The sequence below is a fragment of the Celeribacter arenosi genome, assembly GCF_039539485.1.
Lineage (GTDB): Bacteria > Pseudomonadota > Alphaproteobacteria > Rhodobacterales > Rhodobacteraceae > Celeribacter > Celeribacter arenosi.
In genome coordinates, this window is sequence record NZ_BAABDF010000001.1 from 152,907 (window position 1) to 178,495 (window position 25,589).

General features: G+C 60.1%; 31 protein-coding genes and 1 tRNA gene. 20 read left to right on the forward strand and 12 right to left on the reverse strand.

Annotated elements, in window-relative coordinates; all coding sequences use genetic code 11:
- Window positions 1-31 precede the first annotated feature (31 nt).
- Together ABD815_RS00790 and ABD815_RS00795 are read left to right on the forward strand one after the other, a co-directional pair.
- Entirely contained in the window at window positions 32-733 is a 702-nt protein-coding gene (locus ABD815_RS00790) for a hypothetical protein (protein WP_344842124.1), read from the forward strand.
- A 97-nt stretch (window positions 734-830) separates the two neighbouring features.
- Window positions 831-1,112 carry an HlyU family transcriptional regulator gene (locus tag ABD815_RS00795; protein WP_344842126.1) on the forward strand — a complete coding sequence of 94 codons (282 nt, stop codon included), beginning with the start codon at window positions 831-833 and terminating at the stop codon, window positions 1,110-1,112.
- 36 nt (window positions 1,113-1,148) lie between these two features.
- On the opposite strand, the gene ABD815_RS00800 is transcribed toward ABD815_RS00795, so the two are convergent.
- Window positions 1,149-1,589: a hypothetical protein gene (locus ABD815_RS00800; RefSeq protein ID WP_344842128.1), complete on the reverse strand. Its 441-nt coding sequence runs from the start codon at window positions 1,587-1,589 to the stop codon at window positions 1,149-1,151.
- 246 nt (window positions 1,590-1,835) lie between these two features.
- On the opposite strand from ABD815_RS00800, the gene ABD815_RS00805 reads away from it, so the two are divergent.
- Genes ABD815_RS00805 through ABD815_RS00815 form a run of 3 tightly spaced genes read left to right on the forward strand, consistent with a single transcriptional unit; the run spans window position 1,836 to window position 3,053 of the window.
- The gene (locus tag ABD815_RS00805; RefSeq protein ID WP_344842131.1) at window positions 1,836-2,105 is read left to right on the forward strand and encodes a hypothetical protein; all 270 of its coding nucleotides are present in this window, start codon (window positions 1,836-1,838) and stop codon (window positions 2,103-2,105) included.
- A gap of 49 nt (window positions 2,106-2,154) precedes the next feature.
- The gene (locus tag ABD815_RS00810) at window positions 2,155-2,637 is read left to right on the forward strand and encodes a hypothetical protein (RefSeq protein WP_344842134.1); all 483 of its coding nucleotides are present in this window, start codon (window positions 2,155-2,157) and stop codon (window positions 2,635-2,637) included.
- Complete coding sequence (locus tag ABD815_RS00815; RefSeq protein ID WP_344842137.1) at window positions 2,634-3,053, forward strand: secondary thiamine-phosphate synthase enzyme YjbQ; 420 nt, start codon at window positions 2,634-2,636, stop codon at window positions 3,051-3,053. Before ABD815_RS00810 ends, ABD815_RS00815 begins: the two co-directional genes overlap by 4 nt.
- A 2-nt stretch (window positions 3,054-3,055) precedes the next feature.
- Here the strand turns inward: ABD815_RS00815 and ABD815_RS00820 are convergent, their stop codons facing one another.
- Window positions 3,056-3,259 carry a dodecin family protein gene (locus tag ABD815_RS00820; protein WP_344842139.1) on the reverse strand — a complete coding sequence of 68 codons (204 nt, stop codon included), beginning with the start codon at window positions 3,257-3,259 and terminating at the stop codon, window positions 3,056-3,058.
- A 262-nt stretch (window positions 3,260-3,521) separates the two neighbouring features.
- Between ABD815_RS00820 and nrdR the strand changes: the two genes are divergently transcribed.
- Window positions 3,522-3,986, forward strand: coding sequence for a transcriptional regulator NrdR (gene nrdR / locus ABD815_RS00825; protein ID WP_344842142.1), 465 nt, complete (start codon window positions 3,522-3,524; stop codon window positions 3,984-3,986).
- 5 nt (window positions 3,987-3,991) lie between these two features.
- The gene (ribD, locus tag ABD815_RS00830) at window positions 3,992-5,083 is read left to right on the forward strand and encodes a bifunctional diaminohydroxyphosphoribosylaminopyrimidine deaminase/5-amino-6-(5-phosphoribosylamino)uracil reductase RibD (protein WP_344842145.1); all 1,092 of its coding nucleotides are present in this window, start codon (window positions 3,992-3,994) and stop codon (window positions 5,081-5,083) included.
- Here the strand turns inward: ribD and ABD815_RS00835 are convergent.
- The 3 genes from ABD815_RS00835 to ABD815_RS00845 all read right to left on the reverse strand — a co-directional run bounded on the left by ABD815_RS00835 (window position 5,080) and on the right by ABD815_RS00845 (window position 9,451).
- Window positions 5,080-6,828 (reverse strand): capsular polysaccharide biosynthesis protein, encoded by a 1,749-nt coding sequence (locus ABD815_RS00835; protein WP_344842148.1) that lies wholly within the window; start codon window positions 6,826-6,828, stop codon window positions 5,080-5,082. The two genes, ribD and ABD815_RS00835, sit on opposite strands and share 4 nt — an antisense overlap.
- Before the next feature lie 5 nt (window positions 6,829-6,833).
- Window positions 6,834-7,928 carry a polysaccharide biosynthesis/export family protein gene (locus ABD815_RS00840; RefSeq protein WP_344842150.1) on the reverse strand — a complete coding sequence of 365 codons (1,095 nt, stop codon included), beginning with the start codon at window positions 7,926-7,928 and terminating at the stop codon, window positions 6,834-6,836.
- 230 nt (window positions 7,929-8,158) lie between these two features.
- The gene (locus tag ABD815_RS00845) at window positions 8,159-9,451 is read right to left on the reverse strand and encodes a capsule biosynthesis protein (RefSeq protein ID WP_344842152.1); all 1,293 of its coding nucleotides are present in this window, start codon (window positions 9,449-9,451) and stop codon (window positions 8,159-8,161) included.
- A 161-nt stretch (window positions 9,452-9,612) separates the two neighbouring features.
- Between ABD815_RS00845 and ABD815_RS00850 the strand changes: the two genes are divergently transcribed.
- From ABD815_RS00850 to ABD815_RS00870, 5 genes are all read left to right on the forward strand, one after another.
- Window positions 9,613-10,218 carry a riboflavin synthase gene (locus tag ABD815_RS00850; RefSeq protein WP_344842155.1) on the forward strand — a complete coding sequence of 202 codons (606 nt, stop codon included), beginning with the start codon at window positions 9,613-9,615 and terminating at the stop codon, window positions 10,216-10,218.
- A 146-nt stretch (window positions 10,219-10,364) separates the two neighbouring features.
- On the forward strand, window positions 10,365-11,465 hold the full coding sequence (gene ribB / locus ABD815_RS00855; RefSeq protein ID WP_344842156.1) for a 3,4-dihydroxy-2-butanone-4-phosphate synthase: 1,101 nt from the start codon (window positions 10,365-10,367) through the stop codon (window positions 11,463-11,465).
- Window positions 11,466-11,468: 3 nt separating this feature from the next.
- Window positions 11,469-12,014, forward strand: coding sequence for a 6,7-dimethyl-8-ribityllumazine synthase (locus ABD815_RS00860; RefSeq protein ID WP_344842159.1), 546 nt, complete (start codon window positions 11,469-11,471; stop codon window positions 12,012-12,014).
- A complete protein-coding gene (nusB, locus tag ABD815_RS00865) occupies window positions 12,011-12,496 on the forward strand; it encodes a transcription antitermination factor NusB (RefSeq protein ID WP_344842160.1) in 486 nt (161 codons plus the stop codon). Before ABD815_RS00860 ends, nusB begins: the two co-directional genes overlap by 4 nt.
- A 124-nt stretch (window positions 12,497-12,620) precedes the next feature.
- The gene (locus ABD815_RS00870; protein WP_344842163.1) at window positions 12,621-12,932 is read left to right on the forward strand and encodes a hypothetical protein; all 312 of its coding nucleotides are present in this window, start codon (window positions 12,621-12,623) and stop codon (window positions 12,930-12,932) included.
- 211 nt (window positions 12,933-13,143) lie between these two features.
- On the opposite strand, the gene ABD815_RS00875 is transcribed toward ABD815_RS00870, so the two are convergent.
- A complete protein-coding gene (locus tag ABD815_RS00875; RefSeq protein ID WP_344842166.1) occupies window positions 13,144-14,016 on the reverse strand; it encodes an aminoglycoside phosphotransferase family protein in 873 nt (290 codons plus the stop codon).
- A 73-nt stretch (window positions 14,017-14,089) separates the two neighbouring features.
- On the opposite strand from ABD815_RS00875, the gene ABD815_RS00880 reads away from it, so the two are divergent.
- On the forward strand, window positions 14,090-14,557 hold the full coding sequence (locus ABD815_RS00880) for an MmcB family DNA repair protein (RefSeq protein WP_344842168.1): 468 nt from the start codon (window positions 14,090-14,092) through the stop codon (window positions 14,555-14,557).
- On the opposite strand, the gene ABD815_RS00885 is transcribed toward ABD815_RS00880, so the two are convergent.
- A complete protein-coding gene (locus ABD815_RS00885) occupies window positions 14,554-14,742 on the reverse strand; it encodes a DUF6324 family protein (protein ID WP_344842171.1) in 189 nt (62 codons plus the stop codon). The genes ABD815_RS00880 and ABD815_RS00885 overlap by 4 nt on opposite strands.
- A 146-nt stretch (window positions 14,743-14,888) precedes the next feature.
- Between ABD815_RS00885 and ABD815_RS00890 the strand changes: the two genes are divergently transcribed.
- Window positions 14,889-14,965 (forward strand) — tRNA-His (locus ABD815_RS00890).
- Window positions 14,966-15,039: 74 nt separating this feature from the next.
- On the opposite strand, the gene ABD815_RS00895 is transcribed toward ABD815_RS00890, so the two are convergent.
- Window positions 15,040-15,363: a DUF6476 family protein gene (locus tag ABD815_RS00895; RefSeq protein WP_344842173.1), complete on the reverse strand. Its 324-nt coding sequence runs from the start codon at window positions 15,361-15,363 to the stop codon at window positions 15,040-15,042.
- On the opposite strand from ABD815_RS00895, the gene ABD815_RS00900 reads away from it, so the two are divergent.
- The 3 genes from ABD815_RS00900 (at window position 15,362) to ABD815_RS00910 (ending at window position 18,694) form a co-directional block, all read left to right on the forward strand.
- A complete protein-coding gene (locus ABD815_RS00900; RefSeq protein ID WP_344842175.1) occupies window positions 15,362-16,384 on the forward strand; it encodes an RluA family pseudouridine synthase in 1,023 nt (340 codons plus the stop codon). The two genes, ABD815_RS00895 and ABD815_RS00900, sit on opposite strands and share 2 nt — an antisense overlap.
- A 341-nt stretch (window positions 16,385-16,725) precedes the next feature.
- Window positions 16,726-17,622, forward strand: a complete 897-nt coding sequence (rpoH, locus tag ABD815_RS00905; RefSeq protein ID WP_344842177.1) for an RNA polymerase sigma factor RpoH — start codon at window positions 16,726-16,728, stop codon at window positions 17,620-17,622.
- A 100-nt stretch (window positions 17,623-17,722) separates the two neighbouring features.
- The gene (locus ABD815_RS00910; RefSeq protein WP_344842179.1) at window positions 17,723-18,694 is read left to right on the forward strand and encodes a Gfo/Idh/MocA family protein; all 972 of its coding nucleotides are present in this window, start codon (window positions 17,723-17,725) and stop codon (window positions 18,692-18,694) included.
- Between the two features lie 303 nt (window positions 18,695-18,997).
- Here the strand turns inward: ABD815_RS00910 and ABD815_RS00915 are convergent, their stop codons facing one another.
- On the reverse strand, window positions 18,998-20,170 hold the full coding sequence (locus tag ABD815_RS00915; RefSeq protein ID WP_344842181.1) for a dipeptidase: 1,173 nt from the start codon (window positions 20,168-20,170) through the stop codon (window positions 18,998-19,000).
- Between the two features lie 153 nt (window positions 20,171-20,323).
- On the opposite strand from ABD815_RS00915, the gene ABD815_RS00920 reads away from it, so the two are divergent.
- Both ABD815_RS00920 and ABD815_RS00925 read left to right on the forward strand, forming a co-directional pair.
- The gene (locus tag ABD815_RS00920; RefSeq protein ID WP_344842182.1) at window positions 20,324-20,641 is read left to right on the forward strand and encodes a DUF4389 domain-containing protein; all 318 of its coding nucleotides are present in this window, start codon (window positions 20,324-20,326) and stop codon (window positions 20,639-20,641) included.
- Between the two features lie 174 nt (window positions 20,642-20,815).
- Window positions 20,816-21,760 (forward strand): endonuclease/exonuclease/phosphatase family protein, encoded by a 945-nt coding sequence (locus ABD815_RS00925; protein ID WP_344842183.1) that lies wholly within the window; start codon window positions 20,816-20,818, stop codon window positions 21,758-21,760.
- Between the two features lie 17 nt (window positions 21,761-21,777).
- Here ABD815_RS00925 and ABD815_RS00930 read toward each other — a convergent pair whose 3' ends face one another.
- The 3 genes from ABD815_RS00930 to ABD815_RS00940 form a co-directional block, all read right to left on the reverse strand.
- Window positions 21,778-23,598, reverse strand: a complete 1,821-nt coding sequence (locus ABD815_RS00930; RefSeq protein WP_344842185.1) for a M3 family oligoendopeptidase — start codon at window positions 23,596-23,598, stop codon at window positions 21,778-21,780.
- Between the two features lie 75 nt (window positions 23,599-23,673).
- A complete protein-coding gene (locus tag ABD815_RS00935; RefSeq protein WP_344842187.1) occupies window positions 23,674-24,612 on the reverse strand; it encodes an alpha/beta hydrolase in 939 nt (312 codons plus the stop codon).
- A 5-nt stretch (window positions 24,613-24,617) separates the two neighbouring features.
- A complete protein-coding gene (locus ABD815_RS00940; RefSeq protein WP_344842190.1) occupies window positions 24,618-24,908 on the reverse strand; it encodes an SCP2 sterol-binding domain-containing protein in 291 nt (96 codons plus the stop codon).
- 80 nt (window positions 24,909-24,988) lie between these two features.
- Here ABD815_RS00940 and ABD815_RS00945 point away from each other — a divergent pair, with 80 nt between their 5' ends.
- Window positions 24,989-25,546 carry a tetratricopeptide repeat protein gene (locus ABD815_RS00945; RefSeq protein ID WP_344842192.1) on the forward strand — a complete coding sequence of 186 codons (558 nt, stop codon included), beginning with the start codon at window positions 24,989-24,991 and terminating at the stop codon, window positions 25,544-25,546.
- The last annotated feature ends 43 nt before the right edge of the window (window positions 25,547-25,589 follow it).

The window sequence follows — 25,589 nt, forward strand, 5'->3', positions numbered from 1 at the left end:
CGTTTTGTGGGGCGACATGCAAGACAGATATGTGGGTGACATCGGTGATTTTGCCAAATTCTCTATGCTGCAGAGCGTGTCAGAGGAAAGGAGTTTGGGGGTCGCTTGGTATCGTTATCCCGATGAAAACCACAACGCCGACGGTAAACATGTCGCATACCTTGATGCACCAGAGACATGGCGCGATCGGTCACCTCAAGTCTTCGATGTACTTGGAGAGATGGTGAAAAGGAACGAACGATCTCTCGCTATGGTAGAGAGGTCCCGATTGTTTCCAGATGCGACGTTTTCCAACCAGATTTTGGAAACCACCGAGGTTTCATCCTTAAAGCGCCAAGAGTGGCGACGGAACTGGTTTCGCACGGTGAGCGACGATCTAAGTTCATGTGATATTGTTTTTGCCGATCCAGATAATGGCCTGCGCTCGGACAGAAAATTCCGCTTTGGTGCGAAAAAGCAGTGGAAATCCATTCCTGTCTCGGAAGCGCGGGTGTTGGCAACCGATCGGCCAGCAATCATCTACCATCATAACAGTCGGTTCAAAGGCGGACACGAAGCCGAGATCGGTCACTGGCAAGAGGCATTGGATTGCGATTTCGCAATAAGAGTCCGCTATTCCAACGTTAGAACTTATTTCTTCCTAAATGCGGATGCGGCATTAAAAGAACGGGCCAGATCCTGGGTGGTCAACTTTGGGCGTGGATCCGAGAAGGTTGTGGTTCACGAGCCGTGAAGACTAAACTAGTTTTATTTTTAGCGGCTTCATTTTTGGTGCTCGTCTCATGTAGCCGATTTTGCCGGGGCCAAACGCAATTCGTAGGAGGCATCCGATGGGACTATTGTCGAAACTCTTTGGTGGCGCGTCTGACAAAGGGGCGAAGTCGAAGGTCGAGCCGCAGGAGCACAAAGGGTTTCTGATCTACCCCGAGCCAAAGCGTGCCGAGGGCGGGTATCGCATTGGCGCGCGCATCGAGAAAGAAGTGGGCGGCGAGATGCGCAGTCACACGATGGTGCGGGCCGATACCTTGGCCAGCGAGGACGAGGCCAGCGCGGCGAGCGTTCACAAGGCGCAGATTTTCATCGACCAGATGGGCGAGGGGATTTTCGGCTGAACTGGCCTCAGGTCAGGTGGCGGATCAGGGGCCGGATCAGGGACAAGTGTCGCCGATCCCGTAGCGCGACTTGTTGCGCATGACCTCGTCGACGGGGCGTTTGCCCGCCCATGTCGCGCCGGGAAAACGCGCCATGTAACGCAGGGCAATGGCGTGGTAGGCGGCGAGCCAGCGGCTCGTGTGGCCGCCGCAGACCCGTTCGAAATTGCCGACGTGTGCGATTTCATGGGCGATGTTGGCAACCGACCGGCCGATGTCGTTTTCGGCATTCACGTAGACCATCCCGTTATTCGTCGCCATGCCGTATCTCGTTTGAATTTTCTTACCCAGAACCGGCACGCCGCCTGCGGGAACGGGGCGGATGGATTTGACGCCGGCGCGCATGGCCTCTTCGGTGAGAAAGGCCACGACGGCGGGATCGCTCTGATAGGTTGCGATTTGCGCGCTCAGGGTGGCGCGGCGGACCTCAGGGGACACGGCGGGTGTGGTCACACAGCTGGTGAGGAGGGCGGTGGCGAGAGGATTGTGGGTAAAAATTTCATCGTTAATCCGGTTTGGAATGCACTGGGTTTGGAATGCACTGGGGTTGGTGTCTCGGTGCCGTTTCGGTGCCGTCAATAAATCACTGTTCTGTCGAAATTAACCACAATTTGCGCGGTAGGTGAAACTCCCGCGGGGGTGTGTGCGTTAAACCCCCGAAGCCACCCGATGGAGAGTGATGTTATGGCACATAAAAAGATCGCATTGTTGGCAGCCTTTGTTGCGGCGGGTTCCGCCTTGGCGTCACCCTATGTGCCCATGTCTTATGTGCCCGTGTCGCAAGAGCACGCAGGCGTGGAGCCTGTGGTGATTGTTGTGCCAGCGAGTGAGCTGTCGCGGTGTCTTGAAACGCTCGAGCAGGTGTTCATCGCCCCTGTCGAAGACGCAACGGTTCAATCGGCATCCCTTAGCGCCCAAGTGAGCGGTCCGGCCGTGACCTGCGTCGCCGAATAGGCGTCACGGGCATCTTGTCGCGCGTTCTTTGGCGTGACAGGAATGGTGCATGCTCCGCTTTGCAATCCTCCCGTTTGTTATCCTCGCCTCGCCGGCCCATGCCGTCTGTGCCCTCAATCAGGAAGTGATTTTCCAGTGCCTCGACGGGGCCAAGACGATTGAATTGTGCCTGACACCTTCTGATCAGAATGTGACCTACCGTTTCGGCGCCGCGAGCGCGCCCGAGATCGAATTGACGCGCGGGTTTGACGAGATCGAGATGGTGCCATGGAACGGGATCGGCCGGTCGATTTGGGATCAGGTCACCGTGTCGAATGGCAATTTCGCCTATGGGCTCTTCTGGAACTACGACAAGTTCGACGAAACCGCGTCCGGTGGTTTGCAGGTCACGCGGGGCGAGAGCGTCGTGGCGCGGCGCGCGTGCACCGCGGAGGGGATTTATAACTTCGATATTTTGCGGATCGCGATGCAGGAGGCGGGGTATTGCCGCTCTGACACCAATGCGCCGCTCACAATGGGGCCGTGTTCATGAGCCATAGTTTTTTCGAGATCGCGACGCATGGGCCGGGTCTGTATGAGTTTACGGATCGAGTGGCCAATTGGGTCGCAGGCGAGGGGCCGTCGGAGGCGGTTCTCACGCTGATGGTGCAACACACGTCCGCATCGCTGCTCATTCAGGAAAACGCCGATCCCGAGGTGCAGAGCGATTTGCAGGCCTATTTCCACCGGTTGGTGCCGCCAACGAGCGATCCGTCGATGGGCTATTTGACCCATACCTATGAGGGTCCGGACGATATGCCAGCCCATATCAAGGCAGCCATGCTCCCGACCACTCTCACGATTCCGATAATATCGGGGCGAATGGCATTGGGAACATGGCAGGGACTTTACCTATTCGAACATCGCCTGCGCCCGCATGTTCGGCGGGTGGTGGCGATGATCGCCTGAGATCAGCCCTCGAGAACGAAGGTCACCATCAGGTTCACTTGATAGGCGGCAACTTTGCCGTTTTCGACGATGACGCGCTGTTCTTTCACCCATGCGGAGGAAACATTGCGCAGGGTTTGGGCGGCGCGTTCAACGCCAACTTCGACTGCATCGTCAAAGCTCTTTTTGGAAATGGCGGAAATTTCGGTGACGCGTGCGACAGACATGGATTTCTCCCTCTAGTGTTGAAATGCGCCCGGAAATGGACGCTGCGTTGATATGGGATACAGCTAGCGTGTTTGACGTTGAAATCACGGGGGGAAATCCGGCGAAGACCTCCCCTTTGGCGCGCCCCTGCGCGGATTTTGCGCTAAACGTAGTAGGCAAAAGAAGAGACTACCCAAAATCAAGGTGAGCGCCTATAGTGCCTGTGGATGAGTAGGGCTGAGACCCTATGGACCGTGGCGAAGTCTTTTATGGGGGTCACTGATGCGCTGTCCGTTTTGCGGGAATGTCGATACGCAGGTAAAGGACTCGCGTCCTGCCGAAGATCATGTGGCGATCCGTCGCCGGCGGTTCTGTTCGGCCTGTGGCGGGCGGTTCACGACCTATGAGCGGGTCCAGTTGCGTGATCTCGTGGTGGTCAAAACCAACGGCCGCCGTGAAGATTTCGACCGTGACAAACTCGAACGCTCCATCCGCATCGCGGCCCAGAAACGACCCATCGAACCGGAGCGTCTCGACCAGATGATTTCGGGCATTGTGCGGCGTCTGGAAAGCATGGGCGAGACGGATATCCCATCGAAAACCATTGGCGAGATCGTCATGGAAAGCCTGTCGCGGATCGATACCGTGGCCTATGTACGCTTTGCCTCTGTATACAAAAACTTCCAGGCTGCCGACGATTTTGACAAATTTGTCAGTGAGTTGCGCCCCGACGCGCCCGAAGAGTAAGCCCGATGTCCGACACGGCCCATATGCGCCATGCGCTGCGGCTGGGCGCGCGGGGGCTTGGGCGGACGTGGCCTAATCCGGCTGTCGGTTGTGTTATCGTCGCGCGTGGCCGTGTGGTCGGGCGCGGGTGGACGCAGCCCGGTGGTCGCCCCCATGCAGAGACCATGGCATTAACGCAGGCGGGTGCTTTGGCGCGCGGTGGCGATGTCTATGTCACGTTGGAACCCTGTTCCCATACCGGCAAAACGCCGCCCTGTGCGCAGGCCCTGATCGCGGCGGGCGTGGGGCGTGTTTTTGTGGCGCTCGGGGATCCCGATCCGCGGGTGAACGGGCAGGGCATTGCCATGCTTGAGGCGGCGGGGATCGAGGTGGTCACAGACGTCTGCGCAGATGAAGCCCGTGCGGCGCAGGTCGGATTTTTGTCCCGCGTGACCAAGGGGCGTCCTGCCGTGACGCTCAAACTCGCGCTGTCGTGGGACGGACGGATTGCGACGGCGACGGGGGAGAGCCAGTGGATCACCGGTCCGCGCGCGCGGGCGCGTGTTCATGCGATGCGCGCGCATCATGATGCGGTGATGATCGGCGCGGGGACGGCGCGGGCGGATGACCCGATGTTGACGGTGCGCGATCTCGGCGTCGATCATCAGCCGGTGCGTGTGGTTTTGTCCCGTAGGCTCGATATTTCAACCGACGGGAAACTGGCGCGGTCGGCGCGCGATGTGCCTTTGTGGCTCGTGCATGGGCCGGATGCGCCGCAGGATGTGCGCGCGGTTTGGCGGGATCTGGGGGCGCGTCTGTTCGAGGTGCCGGTCACGACGGGTCAGGTTGATCTGTCTGCGACGCTCGCAGCGCTCGGCGAGGCGGGTCTGACGCGGGTGTTTTGTGAGGGCGGTGGGACCTTGGCCGCGTCGGTTTTGCACCATGGGGTCGCCGATCAGGTGGCCGTGTTTTCGGCGGGTTTCGCGATTGGTGCGGAGGGTATGCCGGGGATCGGGGCTTTGGGTCTAGATCGATTGTCGCAGGCCCAGAGGTATCGGTTGGAGGGCGTCGAAGTCCTCGGTGAGGACACGCTTTCCCTATGGTCGTCAGAGGTTTAGTCCGAGAGCCCAAGAAATCGCGCGCGGAGTTGGCGGATTATCGCGAGGGCGCGTTGGGCCGGTTTTGAGCGGCCTGCGCGCGCGGATTCCAACCATGTGACGGCCTGTTCCGGTGACAGTGGCGCGCCGGTTTCGGGGTGAAAATAGCGCGGATAATCGATCAGTGTGGCATAGGCGAGTGCGGCGATATCAACCGATCTGCCGCGTCGCGCGGGGACGTTTCCGATGTCGCGCGTGAGGCCCCAGCCCGCATAGAAGGGCGCGCCTGTGCAGGTGACGGGTTTGCGGCGCAACAGGGCCTCGAACCCGATGAGCGACGTCATGGACCAGACTTCATCGCAGGCCTCGATCAGAGCGATTGGATCGGCGTTGGTTGCGACCACATCGGCGAGCGTTTCGGCATCGGGGATTTTCCCACGGCGCAGGCCCGCCTCTACATCCGGATGGGGTTTGTAGACGATCACGGACTGCGGGTTGGCGGCGCGTGCGGCCTGTAGAAGGGCGCGGTTGGTGTTGATCTCGCCTGCGCCAAAGCGGATCGAGGCGTCGTCATCGACCTGACCTGCGACGAGGATGCGATGGCCCACGGGGAGGTCGGGGTGGGCGGTTCCGACGTTATATTTGCTCAGATGCGCCTGTTGGATGCGCGCCAGCAGGGTGTCGATGCGTGCGCGTGCATAATCGGGCAGTTGCGCGCGGGTTTCGATGAGGTTTTCGAGGCGCGAGGGGCGTGTGGGGTCGAAATAGAGGCCGAGATCGTCGCTGACCAAAGAGAGGGGGCGCACCAGGGCCGCGCCGAGGCCTTTGGAGCGCAGGAACCCGTCTTCGATGCGCGTGACGTCGGCGTCGGTGTTTCCCCAATGGAGGGGCGTGCGGCCCGCGGCGATCTCTTTGGCGACGACATCTGGGTCATCTGTGAAGGTGATGTGGGTGGCGCCGAAATACTGGCGCATGAAGCGGCGTTTCCACGGCAGGATATTGGTTGCCACATAGCCGTTTGCGTCCGCGCGTGCGGCGCGCAGTTGTGCCTCTGTCGCGGCGAGGACGTCCTCGATCGGTGCGGGATTTCCGGAGGCGTCGTGCCAGTCGGCGTGGTCGATGAGAGCGGCGAGGGTGATTTGCGCGCGGGTCAATCGGCGGCTGCGGGTGGGGTCGGGGGATTGGTCGTCTGTGAGGCCCCAGCCGCCATACCACGGCTGGCCGAAAACGCGCGGGCGGTGGCCTGCGAGGAGGGCGTCGAACCCTGCGCCGGTGCTGTGGCAATAGACGGCGGTGGCGCCGCGAAACAGGTGCCACGGGTTCACGTGCGGGGCCAAGAGGGTCACGGTCGCCCCCGCGTCGTCAGTGGTGAAAAAGCCATCCGTCGCGCCGAGGATAACCACATGCGCGTTGATATTATCGGTGCGGGCAAAGACCAGCATTTCGCGCATATCATCGAGCGTTGGGCCGCCTGTGGCGCGTGCGGATTGATCGAGAACCAGCACATATGGCGCAGGAGGGAGGGAAAATTCGCTCTCGTGGCCGTAAAACGTGCACAAATCCAACTTATCGAGCCAGTCGATGACATTTCGCGCCCGCGTGAGGGAGGCGCTGTTGTCCAGTGGTTCATTTGCGAGATGGTCGAGCAGGTCTTGGTCATCGGAGCCGCCGTCGCCTGCGTGCAGGGCGAGCAGGAGTGGGGCGTCAAGAAAACGCCGCCCCGGCACAAGGGCGGGGGCGGCGTTGGAACCGGTGGTAATTTTCATCAACCTCAGTTTGAGGAGAGGTTGCTGATCTGTGCCGCAGAGGCCGCGGTGCCTGTGACGGCGCCCAGAACTTTGGTCCACTGGGTGAACGGAGCCTCGGTCACGTAAACGGTGTCTTCGTCGCGGATCTGGAAATCGCGCGCGAGGAACAGGCCATTGGGTTCGGTCAGGTTGAGCACGTAGATCATGCGCTGTGACCCTTCCAGATCGGGACGTCCGAGCACTTCGCGGGCGATGGATTGTCTTTCGTCGCGCAGGACGAAGATGCCCGTGGGATCGGATGCGTTGCCACGCAGGCCGCCGACGCGGGCGAGGGCTTCGAGGGCGGACAGGTCGCGGGTCTGGAACGGCACAATGGTCTGTGCGCCTGTCGCGCCGAGCGCGGTGAAGTTGCGCGGGTCGGCCTCTACAAGGACGCGATCGCCATTGCGCAGCGCGATGTCGTAGCTGGCGTTGCGGAACAGGTCCTCGAACCAGATGCGGCCGGTGTGGTGGCCGCGGATCACTTTGACCTGTGCGGTTTCGGGTTCAACCGAAGGACCGCCGGCTTTGGCAAGCATCGCTGTGAGCGTGCGTGTCGGGCGTTCGATCGGGTAGATGCCTTGGCCGCTGATTTTTCCGGCCACGGTCACTGTCGCACCATTGCCTGCCGCGCGGGTGACCATCACCTGCGGGTCGGGGGTCTGTGCGTCGAGTTTTTCGGTGATGATGCGGCGGATCGCTTCGGGGCTGTTGCCAGCCGCGAGGATGCGACCTGCGTAGGGCACGAAGATGTAGCCGGAGCCATCAACCTGAACGTTGGTCAATGCCGTGGCGTTTGCGCCCTGACCGGCGAGAAGACCGTCATCGACGTTCTCCCAGATGGTCAGAGACAGCGTGTCACCGGCGGCGATTGTGTCCGAGCCGATGGTTGCTGCATTGAGAAAGTCCTTCGAGAACCCGAATGACTCATTGTATGTAGCGGCCCGTGCGACGCGGTCAGAAACGGTGACAACAAATGCGTCGCCCTCTTCCATGACGGAGCCTGCGAAAATTTCGCCTTTGTTCGGGCCGGTGCGGGGGAGCAACCCACATGCTGATACGCTCGTGACTATTGTCATGAGCATCATGGCACGAATGGCGCGTGATGTCCCAGTTCCCACTGTCGATCTCCTCTGCCTCGAAAGGATTTTATTGCTTTGTGGGGACGTTAACTAACAGATTTGAAAAAATCCAGCGTCGTGGCGTGTGAGCGGCGCGCGTTGGCGGGACGGTGTTGCTTCACCGCCGCGCTTTGAGTGGATATGGGGGGTGGTTGCCCCAAGGGCACCGTATCTAGGGGGCTTTTGCGCTATGGAATGACGCGAAATGGGCGGCGCGGGGGCGCTTCGCCCGACATCAGGGCCGCATATGGGTCCTGACGGGCCAACATCAGATCAACGACATGGCGCATCAGTTGCCTGCGCCCGCGGGCCGAATAGAAGCCGCCGGGGACCTGACTGGTTTCCAGAAGGAACTCGCGATAGTGGCGATAGGCGCGTGGATCGGGGCGATCGGGGTGGGTGAAAAATTCCTCCAAGGACTGGTGGGAGGCGAATTCCGGTTTGTTGTAGACGGCATCGCCAAACACCTTCACCGGCAGGCCGAGGGAAAAGGCCTGTTGCGCGGCGGTGGAATTGACGGTGATGGCGGAGCGCGCATGGCCGAGCAATTGGCCGAGTTTGCCGCCGCGCACAAAGTGAACCCGTCCGCTGACATCATGTTCGCGCGCGATGCGCCAGATTTCTTGCCGCAGGTTGCGGCGGCCGTTTTCCAAGGGGTGCGCTTTGAACACCAGATGATGGTGGCGCGGTGCGCCCGTGGCAAAACCTGCGATCACGTCGCGGATGAATTCCGGCGTTGTCGAATAGGGCGAATGGCTTTGAAAGTTTGAATCATGTTCGAGCTGTAAGAGCGCGATATGAAACGGATATCCGGCGCGTTTGATGCGCGCCGTGCGCAGGCTGCGCGAGATGCGGTGGAATGGCATCATCATCAGGCGGCGGAAATAGAGGGCGAATTCGCGCGAGACAGGGAGTTCGCGGTGGCCGCGATACTGTGTGAAGGCGCCATTCCTGAACATGACAAACCAATGGTAGAGCGCGCCGTAGAAGATATGTTGGCGCATGTCTCCCCAATGGTCGGGGGGCTCGATTGCGGGATGGTCGCCCACGGCCAGACAGGCCTCCATCTGTGCCACGTCGAGCTTCATCAGCGCCGAGTGGCCATTGGATCCGCCGCGTTCATAGGTCACCCAATAGGGGCGCAGGTATCCTTCCTCGAACACATGGACCGTAATGCCGAGGGCGCGCGCGCGGGCGATGGCATGGGCGTGCACGGGGCGGGTGTCTCCGTAGAGGACGATGTCGCTCACGCCTTTTTCGGCCACGAGCGCGTCAAAGGCATCCGCCCAGTCGTCGGGATTGTCGCGGTAGGCGATGAGGCTGTCGCGATCAAACCAGAAGGCGGTGTCACCGGCGTTGAAACCCACGCGCCAGACCTGCGATCCGGCCGCGCGCAACATTTTCGCAAGCCGCCAGAAAAACGGCCCGTGGGGACCCTGCAGCATCAGGAAAACACGCGATTGGGCGTCAAGGGTGGTCATCTGTGGCGGTCTCGAAACGACATGTGGGTCAATTACGGGGTCTCATAACGGGTTATAAGGGGAATATGACGTGGCTAAGGCCCCTCGGCGGCTCTTGTCTGGTCTCAGTGGGGAGGTTACCTATCATCCGTTACCAATGAGCGAAGAAGCGAGACACCGGCATGTTCACAGGCATCGTATCCGACATTGGCCGCATTATTGCGGTTGATCAACAGGGCGATTTGCGCGTCCGCATCGCCACACGATACGATGTGGATGGCATCGACATCGGGGCCTCGATTGCCTGTGAGGGTGTGTGCCTGACGGTGGTTGCGCTCGGCCGTGAGCCGCAGAACTGGTTTGATGTGCAGATCAGTGCGGAAACTGTCGAGAAGACCAATATCGGGCGCAGCGGGTGGGATGTCGGGCGCGAGATCAATCTCGAACGCGCGCTCAAGCTCGGCGACGAGCTCGGCGGGCATATCGTGTCGGGGCATGTCGATGGGGTGGCCGAGATCGTGTCGATCCGCACCGAGGGGGACAGCAAACGGTTTACATTCGAGGCGCCTGTGGATCTGGCGCGGTTCATCGCGCCGAAAGGGTCGGTGGCTCTGAACGGGACGTCTTTGACGGTGAACGAAGTCGACGGGTGCCGGTTCGGGGTCAATATCATCCCGCACACGCAGGAGGTCACGACATGGGGCGCGGCGCGGGAAGGGGATTTGGTGAACCTCGAAATCGATACGCTGGCGCGTTATGTGGCTCGGCTGAAGGACTTTGACGCGTGATGGGCGGGGCTATGTGCCTCCGGGACAGGGTCGCGCGGTTTATCGGAGCGGTATATGTGCGCTAGCGCACTGCCGCTACGCCCCGTCGCACTTTCCAATTCGCATGTGAGCCTGTAACGGAGAGGCCAAGCAAAACGGGACCGACCATGAGCGATACACCAGATCATTACAGAGACGCGATTTCATCCATTGAGGAGATCGTCGAGGACGCGCGCAACGGGCGCATGTTCATCCTTGTGGACCACGAAGATCGTGAGAATGAGGGCGATCTGGTGATCCCGTCGCAGATGGCGACACCGGAGGCGATCAATTTCATGGCGACCCACGGGCGCGGGTTGATTTGTCTGACGCTCACGGGCGAGCGGATCGATGCGTTGGGCCTGCCGCTGATGGCGTCCAACAATTCCTCGCGCCACGAAACCGCGTTTACCGTGTCGATCGAGGCCAAAGAGGGCGTGTCGACGGGCATTTCCGCCCATGATCGTGCGCGCACCGTTGCCGTGGCGATTGACCCGTCCAAAACCGGCGCCGATATCGCGACCCCGGGGCATGTGTTCCCGTTGCGGGCGCGCGATGGTGGCGTGCTGGTGCGTGCGGGCCATACCGAAGCGGGCGTGGATATCGCCCGTCTGGCCGGTTTGCAGCCCTCTTCTGTGATCTGTGAAATCATGAACGAAGACGGGACCATGTCGCGTCTGCCCGATCTGGTCGCCTTTGCACAAAAGCATAATCTGAAAATCGGCACGATCTCCGATCTGATTGCCTACCGTCGTCGCCACGACAATCTCGTGTCCTGCACCGCCCATAAGGTGGTGAATTCGGCCTTTGGGGGCGAGTGGGACATGCAGATTTTCACCGATGACCTACAGGGCGCCGATCACATCGTCCTGACCAAGGGCGACATCACCACGCCGGAGCCGGTTCTGGTGCGGATGCATGCGATCAATCCACTCGAGGACGTTCTGGGCATCGGGCGCACGTCGCGCGAGATCGAGGGCGCGATGGAGTTGATCGCGTCCGAGGGGCGCGGGGCGGTCGTGTTGTTGCGCGATGTGACGATGAAAATGCTCACCGAGGGCACAGCCTCGCCGCAGATATTGCGGCAATACGGGATCGGGGCACAGATACTCGCCGCACTCGGTCTGCACGATCTGATCCTCGTGACCAATAATCCAAAGCCGAAGGTGGTGGGTCTGGAGGCCTTCAGCCTCAACATCACCGGCACCCGCAAGATCGACGAGGAATAGACCATGGCCGCCAGCGAAACCCATCACGTGCTTGATCTGCCGGTTTTCGACAAACCGGTCAAAATTCTGATCGTTGTTGCGCCCTATTATAAAGATATCGCCGATCAACTGGTGGCGGGTGCGAAAGCGACCGTCGAGGCGGTGGGCGGTAGCTGGGATCTGATCGAGGTTCCCGGGGCGCTCGAAGTGCCTTCGGCGATTGCGATTGCCGAGCGGATGTCGAATTTTGATGGCTATGTGGCGCTGGGCTGTGTCATTCGCGGGGAAACCACGCATTACGATACGGTGTGTAATGACAGTTCGCGCGCGCTTACGCTGCTCGGGCTGCAGGGCGCGTGCATTGGCAATGGCATCCTGACGGTGGAAAACAAAGCACAGGCAGAGGTGCGCGCCGAGGCCAAAGGTCAAAACAAAGGCGGGGGGGCTGCGGCTGCGGCCTTGCATCTTGTCGCGCTTTCGCGCAAATGGGCGAACCCGTCAAAGGGCGTTGGATTCCATTCCGATGCGATTAAGCTGGCGGGTGAGGCCAAAGGACCGACTACCGCATGAGCGACGATACTGCCCACCTGAAACCGCCGAGCAAGCGCGAGATGAAATCAGCCGCGCGGCTTTACTGCGTTCAGGCGCTGTTTCAAATGGAAGCCTCCGACATGTCGGTGGATCGCGTACGGCGTGAGTTCTACGATCACTTCTTTGGTCTGGAGACCGAGGAAGAGGGCACGTTCATCGACGGCGATCAGGATCTGTTCCACGATGTAACCGAAACGGCCGTCACCGAGCAGGCGAAGATTGACCAGATGACCGATCGTGCCTTGGTCGCCAAATGGCCGATTGCGCGCATTGATCCGACGTTGCGGGCGCTGTTCCGCGCGGCGGGTGGCGAATTGTTGGGCATGCAGACGCCGCCGAAGGTGGTGATCGTGGAATATGTGCAGATCGCCGAGGCGTTCTATCCCGAGGGCCGCGAGAAGAAATTCGTCAACGCGGTGCTCGACCATATGGCCCGCGAGGCACGCCCCGAGGCCTTTTAGGCCCGCAGCCAGCCCAGTATGCGAAGTGTGAAGTAATCCCGCCCCTGCGACAAAGGGCGGAATGGCGGTATGCTGTGGTGTGAGTATATTAATCCCCGAACGCAGTTGGTATTCGGGGAATTTCATGCCCAAACTCATCCGGCTCTATATCACCCAAGTCATTTTTGGTTTCGCAATTGCTGCGGTCTTTGTGGGCGCGCTTTTGTATTGGAATGTCGCGAACCTTTGGCATCTCGTGTCCAATGATCCGGCGGGAATTCTGGCCGTGGGCGTTTTGTGGTTTGCCAACGGGATTGTGTTTTCCGGCGTGCAATTTGCCATCGCGATCATGCGGATGGCGGGGCGCGATGAGGATGGATCGGGTGGGAAACGTGAACCCATCGCCCTGACTTTGAAACCTGTTCCCATTCCCGTTGAGACAAAGCGCGGTCGTTGAGATCCATGCGTCTGTTGTCGTGCGGGGGAAAAGGCGGCGGGGGACCACAGCAACCGTAGCAGCGCTTCTGCTCCCGAAGCCTGATAAATCAGGTGGGCGCCAGATAACTGAACCAGGGTCCAGACAGAGCCAGCTCCCATTCGGTTGCTTAAGGCCACCGGAGTCTTGCGCCCATATGTACGTGAAGAGCAGATCCCGCCTGTTGGCAGACTTAGGGTGATGGTGGCGCGCCTGCAAGGGCTAGGTCCAAAAGAACTTCCAAAATGGCGATATCGTTTTGCGGCAATTTGCCGTCCCACTGTGGTCCACAGGTCCATGCAATCGAGAGCGCGCATTTGGCGGCGGCCCATTTCAACAGACGTTCTTTGTCCAGATCGAGCGCGCTCGCCCATAGCGCTGCGCGCGCGTGGATGTTGGGTGCGGTGAAGGTGGCAGGCGACGCGCCGAGCGGGTTTCGAAAGGCATTTGCCGGTTCGAAATGAAGGTCGCCGACGACGGATTTCGGGTCGATGATCTGCCAGTTTTCATCTGATCCCAATACGTTGTCATGATGCAGGTCGCCGTGGAGGAGGCGGGTATTTGCAGGTGTTTGGGTGGTCAGGAGGTCGGCGAGGAGGGATTGTGCGCGCGCGATGTCGCTACGCGCCCGGGTGGAGAAATTCGCGGGTGGAACAAAGGTTTTGAGGGCGCGGGTGTAGTGGTCCAGCGGCTCGAAGGCGTCATTTTCGGGCATCGTAGGTGAATTCGCATGGAGCCGCGTCATGGCCTGCGCGAGGCGGGTGTCGGCCTGCGTAGGGAGGCCGCGCCGGAACATCTCTCCGAGGGTTTCACCCGCAACCCAAGCACAGAGGACCGCATCGCCTGTTTGCGCGATGACGGGCGGGCAGGCGCCGGAGGGTGCAAAAAAGCGGTGCCACTGCGCGGCATTGCGTTCGTTTCCGCCGCGGTCAGGTTTGAAAATTTTCAGGGCGGCGTGGGTGCCGCAGCTTTGGGTGACGCGCCAGACATGGGCGTGGCCCTCGCCTTTGATCAGGCGAGGGTCGCTTAGGGACCATCGGGTCAGGAAGGGCGTCGGATCGGGCATGGATCGAGGGTCGGCGCAGCGTCATCGAAAGGCAAGGCTAGACTTTTGTTTACCTTTTGTTCACGATGGAGGGATGGAGACACAGGACCCCTTTCTAACGACCGCCCAGCCGGGGCAGATGCTCGCGCGCGGGGTGTGTCGGCATTTGCGCAGCCATGATTATGTCTGTGTTGAAGAACTCGTGCCGACGCGGGGGCTGCGCGTGGATGTGATGGCGCTCGGTCCAAAGGGCGAGGTCTGGATCGTGGAATGCAAATCGAGCCGCGCGGATTTCACATCCGACAGCAAATGGCAGGGCTATCTGGAATGGTGCGACCGGTATTTCTTTGCCGTCGATCAGGACTTTCCGACCGAGCTATTGCCGCCTGAAACGGGATTGATCATTGCTGATTCCTACGGGGCCGAGATCATCCGGTTTCCTGATGAGGACAAACTGCCCGCGGCGCGGCGCAAGGTCATGCACATGAAATTCGCGCGCACATCGGCGCAGCGATTACAGGCCTACCGCGATCCCGGTGTTGCGGGTCTATTCGCGGATTAGCGTTTGACGGTGCGTGCCTGTGCGGCGGCGGCACGGATTTCTTCCGCGATTTCTTCGGCTTCATCGGGGTAAAAGTCCATCGGGACCTCGACGCCGTCGGCTTCGATGAAAATGCGGACCATACCTTCGGAAGTTGGACCAATCTGGAGGTTGGCTTCGATGTCTTTTTGAGAATTGATGCCCATGGGTCGCGGTTCCTTCGTTCTTTGCAGGGCAAATACGCTCTCAGGGCCTGCGGCGCAAGACGTCTGGCCAATAGATCAAACTAGGCCGAAAAGACGCCAAGGACCTCTTGCAATCTGTAAGCGAGGGCAGTAAATCCCCCGACAGTGCCGCCGTAGCTCAGTAGGTTAGAGCGCCTGATTGTGGATCAGGAGGTCCCCCGTTCGAGCCGGGGCGGTGGTACCACCCTTCACCCAGTAGCATTCTTGACGACATCCGGTTGCGGGATTTGCGCGCCTGCAGGGATGTTGCGCCTTTGGTTATTCGATGACGATACGCTGGCGCAGATCGCCGCTTTGCGCATCATAGATCAGGATTTCATCGGGTGTCGTGATGGCGACCCAGTCGCGCCCGCGCGTGAAGGCTGTGGGGGTGACGCCCTCGGGCAGGGTGATCGCATCGGGCAAATCATAGGACACAGGCGCAGAAACCGTCGGGAAACGGGTGACAAAGAGGACAATCAGCACTAGAAGCCCGCCAATCATCACGACCGTTAGAGCCGTCACGAGGCGCCGCAGCAGGCGCAGGTTGGCGGCTTCTTTGGGGTCGATTTCGGCCCGATCGATTTCTACGGAGTCATTCATGTCTGACACGCTCGTCACCTTTACCATCGCGGACGCGCCGCCTGCGCGTCTTGATAAAGCGATTGCGCGCGATGTTCCAGTGGCCGCGAACCTGTCACGCTCGCGGTTGGCGCGTCTCATCGGCGAGGGTGCTGTGCGCATCAATGGTGTGGTGGTGTTGGACCAGAAGGCCAAGATTTCGGCGGGCGATACGGTTGAGGTCACGATCGAGCCTGCCGGTGATATCGATGTGGTGGCAGAGGATATCCCGCTCAGCGTGGTCTATGAGGACGAGGCGCTGATCGTTGTGAACAAACCGGTCGGCATGGTCGTTCACCCCGCACCGGGCGCGCCCTCGGGCACTTTGGTGAATGCGTTGATGCACCATTGCGGTGATAGCCTGTCGGGCATCGGCGGCGTGAAGCGTCCGGGCATCGTGCACCGCATCGACAAAGACACCAGCGGGCTTTTGGTGGTGGCCAAGACCGATCAGGCGCATCACGGGTTGGCCAAACAGTTTGAAAAACACACGGTCGAGCGCAAATACGATGCCTTGGTTTATGGCGTGCCCGATGTAATGGACCCGCGGTTGCGCGGGGTCCGGGGTGTAAGTTTTGAGGGGGCCAATATCCTCAAAATCCAGACGTTTTTGGGACGCCACAAGGCAGATCGCCAAAAGCAGGCGGTTTCATTCACCGAAGGACGACACGCCGTTACGCGCACGCGGGTGGTCGACACTTACGGGACGCCGCCCTGTCTGGCGCTGGTGGAGTGTTGGCTGGAAACCGGTCGCACACACCAGATCCGCGTTCATATGGCGCATGCGGGGCACGGGTTGGTCGGGGACCAGACCTATGGCGGGCGGCGCAAACTGGGCCATACGGCCCTATCGGAGGGCGCGCGCACGGCGGTGGCCGCCTTCCCGCGACAGGCGCTCCATGCGGCTGTGTTGGGGTTTGTCCATCCGGTGACGGGTGAGGACATGCGGTTCGAGGCGGAATTGCCCGACGATATGGCGACCCTCATTCGCGGCCTGTCCTAACCTACCCATCGCCCTATTTGATCCTGATATCGTAACCACGCCTGCGCGGGGTGGTGTGGATTGCGGGTGGCGTTCGGGGGTGCGCACATTAGGGTTTGCGAAAATAGAGGAGCCTTCGCGATTGTTTGTTGCGAAATCGCACAAATATGTGAGGTGCGGGTGCGCGCGCTGGAAGACCGACGGAGTTTGGTTCATCCTTCGTAAAACCATTATCGACTAATGGAAATGCGGGCGTCTGGATGCAGAAGACGTCAGGAATGTGAAAGAGATTTACATGCCAATGCGGGTATGTTAAAAACATTCACATCGAGAGCACAGAATCGACGCGGGAGTAAGTAAAAATGAGTGATTATAAAAATTTACCGGCACCATCACCGGAGCAGGGTCTGAATCGATACCTGCAGCAGATTCGCAAATTCCCGATGCTTGAGCCGGAAGAAGAGTACATGTTGGCCAAAAGCTGGGTCGATCATGAAGACAGCTCTGCGGCGCACAAGCTCGTGACATCCCACCTGCGACTGGCGGCAAAGATCGCCATGGGCTATCGCGGTTATGGATTGCCGCAGGCGGAAGTGATTTCCGAAGCCAACGTCGGTCTGATGCAGGCGGTGAAGCGGTTTGATCCTGAAAAGGGTTTCCGCCTCGCGACCTACGCGATGTGGTGGATCCGTGCCTCGATCCAGGAATACATCCTGCGCTCCTGGTCGCTCGTCAAACTCGGCACTACCTCGGCGCAAAAGAAGCTGTTCTTTAATCTGCGCAAAGCCAAGGCCCGTATCGGCGCACTGGAAGAGGGTGACATGCACCCCGATAACGTCAAACGGATCGCCACCGATCTGGGCGTGACCGAGGCGGAAGTTATTTCCATGAACCGGCGGATGTCGGGTGGGGATGCGTCGCTGAACGCCACCGTTGGCTCCGATGACGATGGGTCCACGCAATGGCAGGACTGGTTGGAGGACGAAAGCGCCAACACCGCCGCGGATTACGAGGCGCGTGACGAAATGGAGAGCCGTCGTGCGCTCCTTTTGGAAGCGATGGATGTGCTTAACGACCGTGAAAAGAACATCTTGATGCAGCGCCGTTTGCAGGACCGCCCTGTAACGCTCGAGGATTTGTCGGGTGAGTATGGCGTGTCGCGCGAACGTATCCGCCAGATCGAGGTGCGCGCCTTCGAGAAACTGCAAAAACGCATGCAGGATCTCGCCCGCGAACAGGGGATGCTGGAAACAGTCTGACCCTACGGCAATGATGCAAAGGGGGTGGCCATGTGCCGCCCCTTTTTCTTTGGGCTAACCTGCGCCATTCTCCCCGCCAAACGGCAAGGGAGAGGATCAAATGTCACAACCACTTCGGTTCGGTGTACTGGGCGCTGCGAATTTTGCGCTCTCCACGATGGCACGGGCAATTCACGAGGCGGAGGGGGCGAAACTCGTCGCGCTGGCCACCTCGAATGCGCAAAAAGCGGAGCCGTTCAAGGCGTTCTGCCCTGATCTGGTGGTTTTCGAGAGCTATGATGCCCTTTTGGCGTCCGACACGATTGATGCCGTCTACATCCCGCTGCCCAATCATTTGCACATCGAATGGAGCCTCAAGGCGCTCGACGCGGGAAAGCATGTTCTGTGCGAAAAGCCGATTGCGCTCAAGGCGAGTGACATTGACGCGCTGATCACCAAGCGCAACGAAACGGGGCTCTTGGCTGCCGAGGGCTATATGATCGTCCATCATCCCCAATGGGCGCGGGTGCGTGAGGCTTTGTCATCGGGGGAAATCGGGAAGCTTGTGCATGTCGAGGGCGTGTTTTCCTACAACAACCGCGATATGGGCAATATCCGCAACAAGGCCGAGACCGGTGGCGGGTCGATCCCCGATATCGGCGTCTACCCCTATGGGGCGGTTCGGTGGGCCACGGGTCAGGAGCCCAAATCGATCAGGCACACCAACATCCGCTATGAGAATGGCGTCGATACCTTTGCGGAGATTTCTGCGGATTTTGGCGACTTCAGTTTCCATGCGATGACCTCGACGCGGATGGCCAATGCGCAGGAAATGCGGTTCCACGGCGAGGATGGCGTGATTACCGTGACCTGTCCGTTCAACGCCTCCGCGCATCGTGGCACCACGGTCGAAATCACATCGGCTGACGGCACGTGTCAGGTCACCGATTTCACCCCCGCGCGCCAATACGTCCTGCAGGTCCAGAACTTTGTCGCAGCCGCGAAAGGCGAGGCGGCCTATCCATGGACGCTCGAAAATGCGCGCGGCACTCAGGCGATGATTGATGCGGTATTTGAGGCGGATCAAAGTTAGGGGCCGCGACTCAGGCTATAGTCTAGGTGTTGGCAAGGAAACGACGGCTTATCCCCCGAATATCCAGCAGGCCGCCGACGATGTACATGTCCAGGATAGGGAGGTCCGGTTCGTGTAGAAGCGCAAGCCGTTTCAGCAACGCGGTTTGTCCGACGCTAAGGTATAGGGTGCCGTGCCCGCGGTCCGGATCTGGCGAGATAGAGGTAATTTACCCCCTCGCATCGCCGGGCTGACACGACGCCCACGTTCCAAGGCACGCCAACCTAAGGGTGTCCGTGAGGGCACCCTTTTACGTTTGCGCATCTAGTTTGGTGGCAGTGTCGCGCGCAGCACGCGCATCATATTGCCGCCCATCACCGCGAAAATGACATCCTCACTCAGACCTTCATCGAGAAGCGCCTGCGTCAGTGCGGCAAGTTCGGAGGTGTCAAAGCCGGTTTCCACCGACCCGTCGAAATCCGAGCCGAGCGAGACAGCTTCGGCCCCGAGGACGTCCACAGCGGCGGCGATGGTGCGCGCGATCCCTGCGGGCGTCGCGTCGCAGGTCACGTCTTCCCAATAGCCGATGCCGATGACGCCGCCGGTCGCGGCAATCGCGCGCATCAGGTCATCGGGAAAATTGCGTTTGACCGGGCAGGCCGAAAACAGCCCCGTGTGCGACACGATGAGGGGCACATCTGTCATTTCGAGAACGTCCCGCGCCATCTGCGGCGAGGTGTGGGCGAGGTCGATGATCATGTTGCGCGCCACCATTTCGCCTACAACGTCACGCCCGAAGTCGGTGAGACCATGGCCCTTTTCGCCGTGCAGGCTGCCCCCGAGGGCATTGTCGAAGAAATGGGTGAGGCCGATGACGCGGAAACCTGCGTCATAGAGGCGGGCGAGATTGGCGATGTCCCCTTCGAGGACATGACCGCCCTCTGCCCCCATGATCGCGCCCACGGTTTTGCTACCCTTGGCGCGATCTGACAGCAGTCGGTCGAGATCTGCGGCAGAGGTGATCATGCGCAGGGTTTCGGGCGATTTGGCGGCATAAGCGCTCATACGCTCTGCCATGTAGAGGCCGCGTTCGGTGAGGTTGGTCCACGCCTTGAGCGGCCACAGTTGGGCGATTGCCAGCAGCGTGATGTTGTCGCGCGCATCTGTGGCGTTTTCGTCGTAGTTCTGGCCCGCAGGCGATTTGGTCACGGTTGTGAAGACCTGCACCGCGACATTGCCCTCGGCGAGGCGCGGAATATCCACATGACCGCGCGATCCTCGCTGCAACAGGTTGCGGTTCCACAGCAGGCTGTCGGCGTGCCAATCCCCGATCACGAGACGCGCGTGCAAATCACGTGCCGCATCGGAAACGGGGTAGGGGTCGTGTTCGACAACGCCATTGCGCCCCTTTTCGACGAGACCGGGCAGGACGCCGAAAAACACCGCCGCCCCGACCAAAACCACAATTGCTGCGCCGCGCCCGATCCATTTGAGCATGCTTGTCTCCTCTTTGAGGGTAATTGTGGATGTCGGGGTTGTTTGCAATCAAATGGAACCTTACGTCATCGTATCAGGCAACGTTTCAGGCAACGGCGATTTTGCCAGCGCGGCAAAGAGAGTAAACTCGGCGCTGAGAGAAAGGAATCACCTATGGCTGACCCGAACGAATTCGATGATGTGATGCCGGACCTCGGTCCGCGAAAGGCGCCGCCGCCTGTTACCATCGATGAAAACGTGACTGCGCGGATTCTCTATTCGATTCTTATCTGGATCATGATGGGGATCGCCTCTCCTGTGATCGGGTTTCTGGCGATCCTGCAGGGTATCGTGCTTTTGACCTCTGGCAAACGTCCCAACAAACGCATCGCGGGCTTTGGCACCGATGTTGGCATCTGGTTTGCCAAGGCGACGCGCTACATCACGGCCGATAGCGAAGAAAAGCCGTGGCCGTGGACCGAACTCGATTGATTTGACGCGCGGGCCTATATGGGCCTGTTTTTGCGGTCGCCGGTCTATGCTTTGAAATCGCGCCCTAAGAGCGCGATTTTTTCGTTTTGAGGGTGGGCGGCCCCGGGTCGTTGACTTCGCTGCACTGCCAAGGCCAATGTTGCGCCAAGTTTTTCCGCGCAGGGGTCGGGCAGTATGAGCAATCAAATCAGTGCCGTCGCAGGCGCGTTCCTCACCTTGGCTGTGCTCGCGCTGGCCGTGGGAATGGGGGCGCGGCTCGTGCCCTACGGGACGCCTTTGTCGCCGCTGGCGCGGATTCTTGACGGGCTCGCCCCATGGTTTCTGGGGGTAGGCGTGGTTTGCGCGCTGTTTGCTTTGCTCTTTGGGTCGCGGTTGATCGGCGGTCTGGTGTTGGTGGTTGCGCTGATCGGGGGCGGGGCGTTTCTGCGCCATCATCTGTCGCAGACCCTGCCGACGGTCGTGGGCGAGGCCGATTTGCGGATCCTGTTTTTCAACGTCTACCACGAAAATATCAAAGATCCTGCGGGGGTTGCGGCGCTGATAGATGCGCTCGACCCCGATGTGGCCATCTTTGCCGAGGGCAGTTGGTTGATCCCGCAGTATGACGAGATCGCTAGCCGGTTCGCATTTTCGAGCGGCCTTGAGGGCGTCGAGGATGGCGGGTTGATCATGATGGCCAAGACAGAGCCGCGCCGGCGGTGGTTTTTGGACTTGAACCCGATCTGGCCGCATCGCTACGGGGTCGCCGAATTCGATACGCCAAAGGGGCGTTTTTTCGTGGCGGGCGCACATCTGGTGAAGCCGTGGTTTTCGGGCATCGCGGAGGAAGAGATCGAACGGGTGGCTAGCCAGCTGGACTGGTTCGATGCGCCCGCCATCGTGATGGGCGATTTCAACGCCGCGCCGTGGTCGCGGGGCCTGTCGGATGTGTTGGCCCAATCGGGCTTCAAAGCGCCCCGCATGCCGGTGCCGACATGGCCCGAGAGTGCGGGAAACTTTGGCATTCCGATTGATCATGCGCTGGTCAAAGGCGCGCGGTTGGTGTCGCTGGAAGCTGTTGGTGAAGGCCTCGGCTCCAATCACCGCGGCCTGTTGGCCACGGTGAGGATTGGCGAGTAGCCTCTATTCCATCGCCTCTATTCCATCGCCTCGAGTTCGTCGATAAAGCCGGAAATCATCGACAGGCCTTTGTCCCAGAATGCAGGATCGGTGGCGTCGAGGCCGAAGGGTTTGAGTAGCGCCGTGTGGTGTTTTGACCCGCCCGCCTTGAGCATGTCGAAGTATTTCTGCTGGAAGCCGTCGGGCTGTTCTTCGTAGGCCGCATAGAGCGCGTTCACGAGGCCGTCGCCAAAAGCGTAGGCGTAGACGTAGAACGGCGAGTGCACGAAATGGGGGATGTAGGACCAATAGGTCTCGTAGCCGTCCATGAATTCAAACGCCGGCCCGAGGCTTTCACCCTGCACCGACATCCAGATTTCGTTGATCGCCTCGACGGTCAATTCGCCGCCTTTGCGGGCCTCGTGCAGTTTGCATTCGAAGTCGTAGAAGGCGATCTGGCGCACGACGGTGTTGATCATGTCTTCGACCTTGCCGGCGAGCATGACTTTGAGCTCTGCGGGCGATTTCGCGCCTTTGAGCAGTTTCTGGAAGGTGAGCATCTCACCAAAGACCGACGCGGTTTCGGCCAGCGTCAGGGGTGTTGAGGACAACAGTTCGCCCTGTTCGGCGGCGAGGACCTGATGGACGCCATGGCCGAGTTCATGGGCGAGCGTCATCACATCGCGCGGTTTGCCGAGGTAGTTGAGCATCACATAGGGGTGCGCATCGGTGACGGTCGGGTGAGCAAAAGCGCCCGGCGCCTTGCCCGGTTTCACGCCCGCGTCGATCCAGCCGTCGGTGAAGAACGGCTTGGCGATTTCGGCCATTTTGGGATCAAAGCCCGCGTAGGCCTCCATCACGGTGGTTTGCGCTTCGTTCCAGCCGATGGTGCGGGTTTCCTCCATCGGCAGGGGCGCGTTGCGGTCCCAGACCTGCAATTTGTCGAGACCGAGCCAGCCGCGTTTGAGTTCATAGTAGCGGTGAGACAGTTTCGGGTAGGCGGCGACAACGGCATCGCGCAGGGCCTGAACGACCTCCGGTTCAACGTCGTTGGACAGGTGGCGACCCGTCTGCGGGGAGGGCATGCCGCGCCATTCGTCTTCGATCAGGCCCATCTTCGCGAGCGTGTTGTGGACGCGTGCGAAGAGTTTGGAGTTTTGTGCGAGCACGCGGGCGATTTCGCGGGCGGCGGCTTCGCGTTTGGAACGGTCGGCATCGGTCAGAAGCGTGGTCGTGGCTTCCAGACCCATTTCTTCGCCATCCACGGTGAATTTCAGATCCGCGACGGTTTCATCAAACAGCTTGTTCCATGCCGAGGCGCCGACGGTGGACATGTCGTGCTCGTACCGCTCAAGTTCGTCGGAGAGCTGATAGGGGCGCATTTTGCGCATGCGTTCGAAGATCGGGCGATAGCGCGACAGCCCCTCATGGGTGAGCATGGTTTCGAGCGCGTCGTCGGGAATGCGGTTCACTTCGAGCGAAAAGAACACCAGAGGGGCGGTAAAGACGGTCAGTTTGTCCTGAATGTCGGAGTAGAATTTGGCCCGCTCGCCATCGACAGTGTTCTGGTAGTAGCGCAGGCCCGCATAGGAGCCGAGGCGTCCGGCGACCTGACTGATGCGTTCATTGCGTTGGATGCATTCGAACATGCCAGCCCCGTCGAGGGCGGCCATTTTGCCTTCGTAGTCGGCTGCGAAATCACGACAGGCCGCTTCGACCCAGTCGAGGTCGCGTTTGACTTCGGGGGCGTCGGGCGCGGGGTAGAGGTCGGACAGGTCCCATTCCGGCAGATCACCGAAATCGCCCCCTCCAGCGTTTGCGTTGGCGTCAAAGGTCGGCTGGGGAAGGGTGAACCGCATCTGTCGTCTCTCCTAAACTAGGTCAGGGTCAAGACATAAGCAGACGCGCGCGGGATGCAACAGGTGAGCGTGTGCTCAGCCCTGTGCGGCGTCGAAAAGCGCGACGAGACGGTCATAAAACATCGCCCGTGTCGCGTCGGTTTCCATCGGCGTCTCGTGACGCCCGCCTTTGACCGGTATCAGTTCTGCGTCAGGCCAGCGTGCCATGCGTTTGCGCACGGTGTCATTGTTGACGATTTTCTCGTCCGTTCCCAAAAAGCAAATCGCGGGAATTTCCGGCGAGGGCAGGGTGTCCAACGCTTCTGTTTCGCGCAGCGCCTCTGTGACCCATTTGGTGGATGGTCCGCCCAATCCCAGTTCAGGGTGGGCGATGACCTGATCGCGCATGTGGTCCCACATCTGGCGATCCGAGGTGAGCAGGTTGTCTTCAAAGTCGTGCCACAGCATGTAAGTGGCGCGCTTTGTGCCCGCTGCGCGCAAATGCGACAGGCCGAAAAAGGCGATCACCGGCGCGATGAAACGCACCAGTGCTTTTTGCAGGCCGGTTAGGCCAATGCCCCACATCGGGCCGGAAAAACCGGCGGCGTTGAACGGGTGGTCCTGTGCGAGCGCACGCAGACCGATGCACCCGCCCATGGAGTGCCCCATCAGGAACCATGGCTCTGGCATCGCCTTTGCTTTTGCCAGCCCGATGACGGCGTCGAGATCGCGCAGATAGTCCGCGAAATCTTCAACATGGCCGATTTGAGGGTCCTTGAGGGCGCGGTCCGCGAGGCCCTGACCACGCCAGTCAATCGCCAGTGAGGCGTAGCCGCGTTCGGCGAGGTCTTTCGCTCCGTTGGCATATTTTTCAATGCATTCGGTGCGGCCCGGCAGAAGGAAGACGGTGCCTTTGGCGTCCTCAAGGGGCCACAGGCAGGCCCGGATGCGCACGCCATCTGCGGTGTCTAGCCAATAGGCTTCGCTATGTGCGGGGCCTTTGGCTACCTCGTCAAAGTAGGGCGCGCGCTCCATCGTGATCAGGCGAGGGCAGCGCCAAGTTGCATGGCAAGACCCATGTCGCCATCAACGGACAGCTTACCGGTCATGAAAGCGGCAGTCGGGTTCAACTCGCCCGAGATCATGGATTGGAACGTTTCCGCATCTGCGGTCAGGGTAACTTCTGCGTCGTCGTCGCCTGCGCGTGCGCCAGAACCGTCAACAATAATAGCACCTTCGTCTTCGATGACGAATTTCGCTACACCAGCGGCAAAGCCGCCTTCCATTTTCTCGTTAAGCGCTGCAACAGCAGTTGTCAGGACGTCGCTCATAGAAGTTCCTCCGATTGTGATGACCATTGAACAATAGGAGTATTGCCCCGTTTGGCCAGTGAGTTACACTTAGTCGTGTTATGAATTCTTTACGACAGTTTCTCAAATGTGCCGTTGCGTCCGTCCTCCTTTTGACGGGAGGGGCGGCGTTTGGCGTCGATGCAGAGCGGTTGGATGGCCTGTTTGCCGACCTCGGCGTGGCCGATCAACGCGACGCGCAGCGCATTGAACAGGACATCTGGCTGGAGCTGTCGCGTTCTGGTTCCGATGCCATGGACCTGCTTTTGGAGCGGGGGCGCGCGGCGATGGAGGCGGGAGACACGCAGACGGCGATCGGGCATCTGACGGCTCTCGTCGATCATGCGCCGGAATTCGCCGAAGGGTACAATGCCCGCGCAACTGCCTATTATTCAGCCGGTCTTTATGGGGCCTCGATGAGCGATATCGCGCAGGTACTCGCGCGTGAGCCGCGCCATTTCGGGGCGTTGTCGGGGATGGCGCTCATTTTGGAAACCACCGGCGCGCCCGAGCGCGCGTTGGAAGTGCTGCAGCACATCAAAGAAATTTACCCGCTGATGGAGGGTTTGTCGCTGCGCATTGAGAGGCTTGAAAAAGCGACAGAAGGTACTTCTCTGTAAGGCTCGCCAAAAACCGACTTTACGCGGGCGGCGTGGGGTCTAG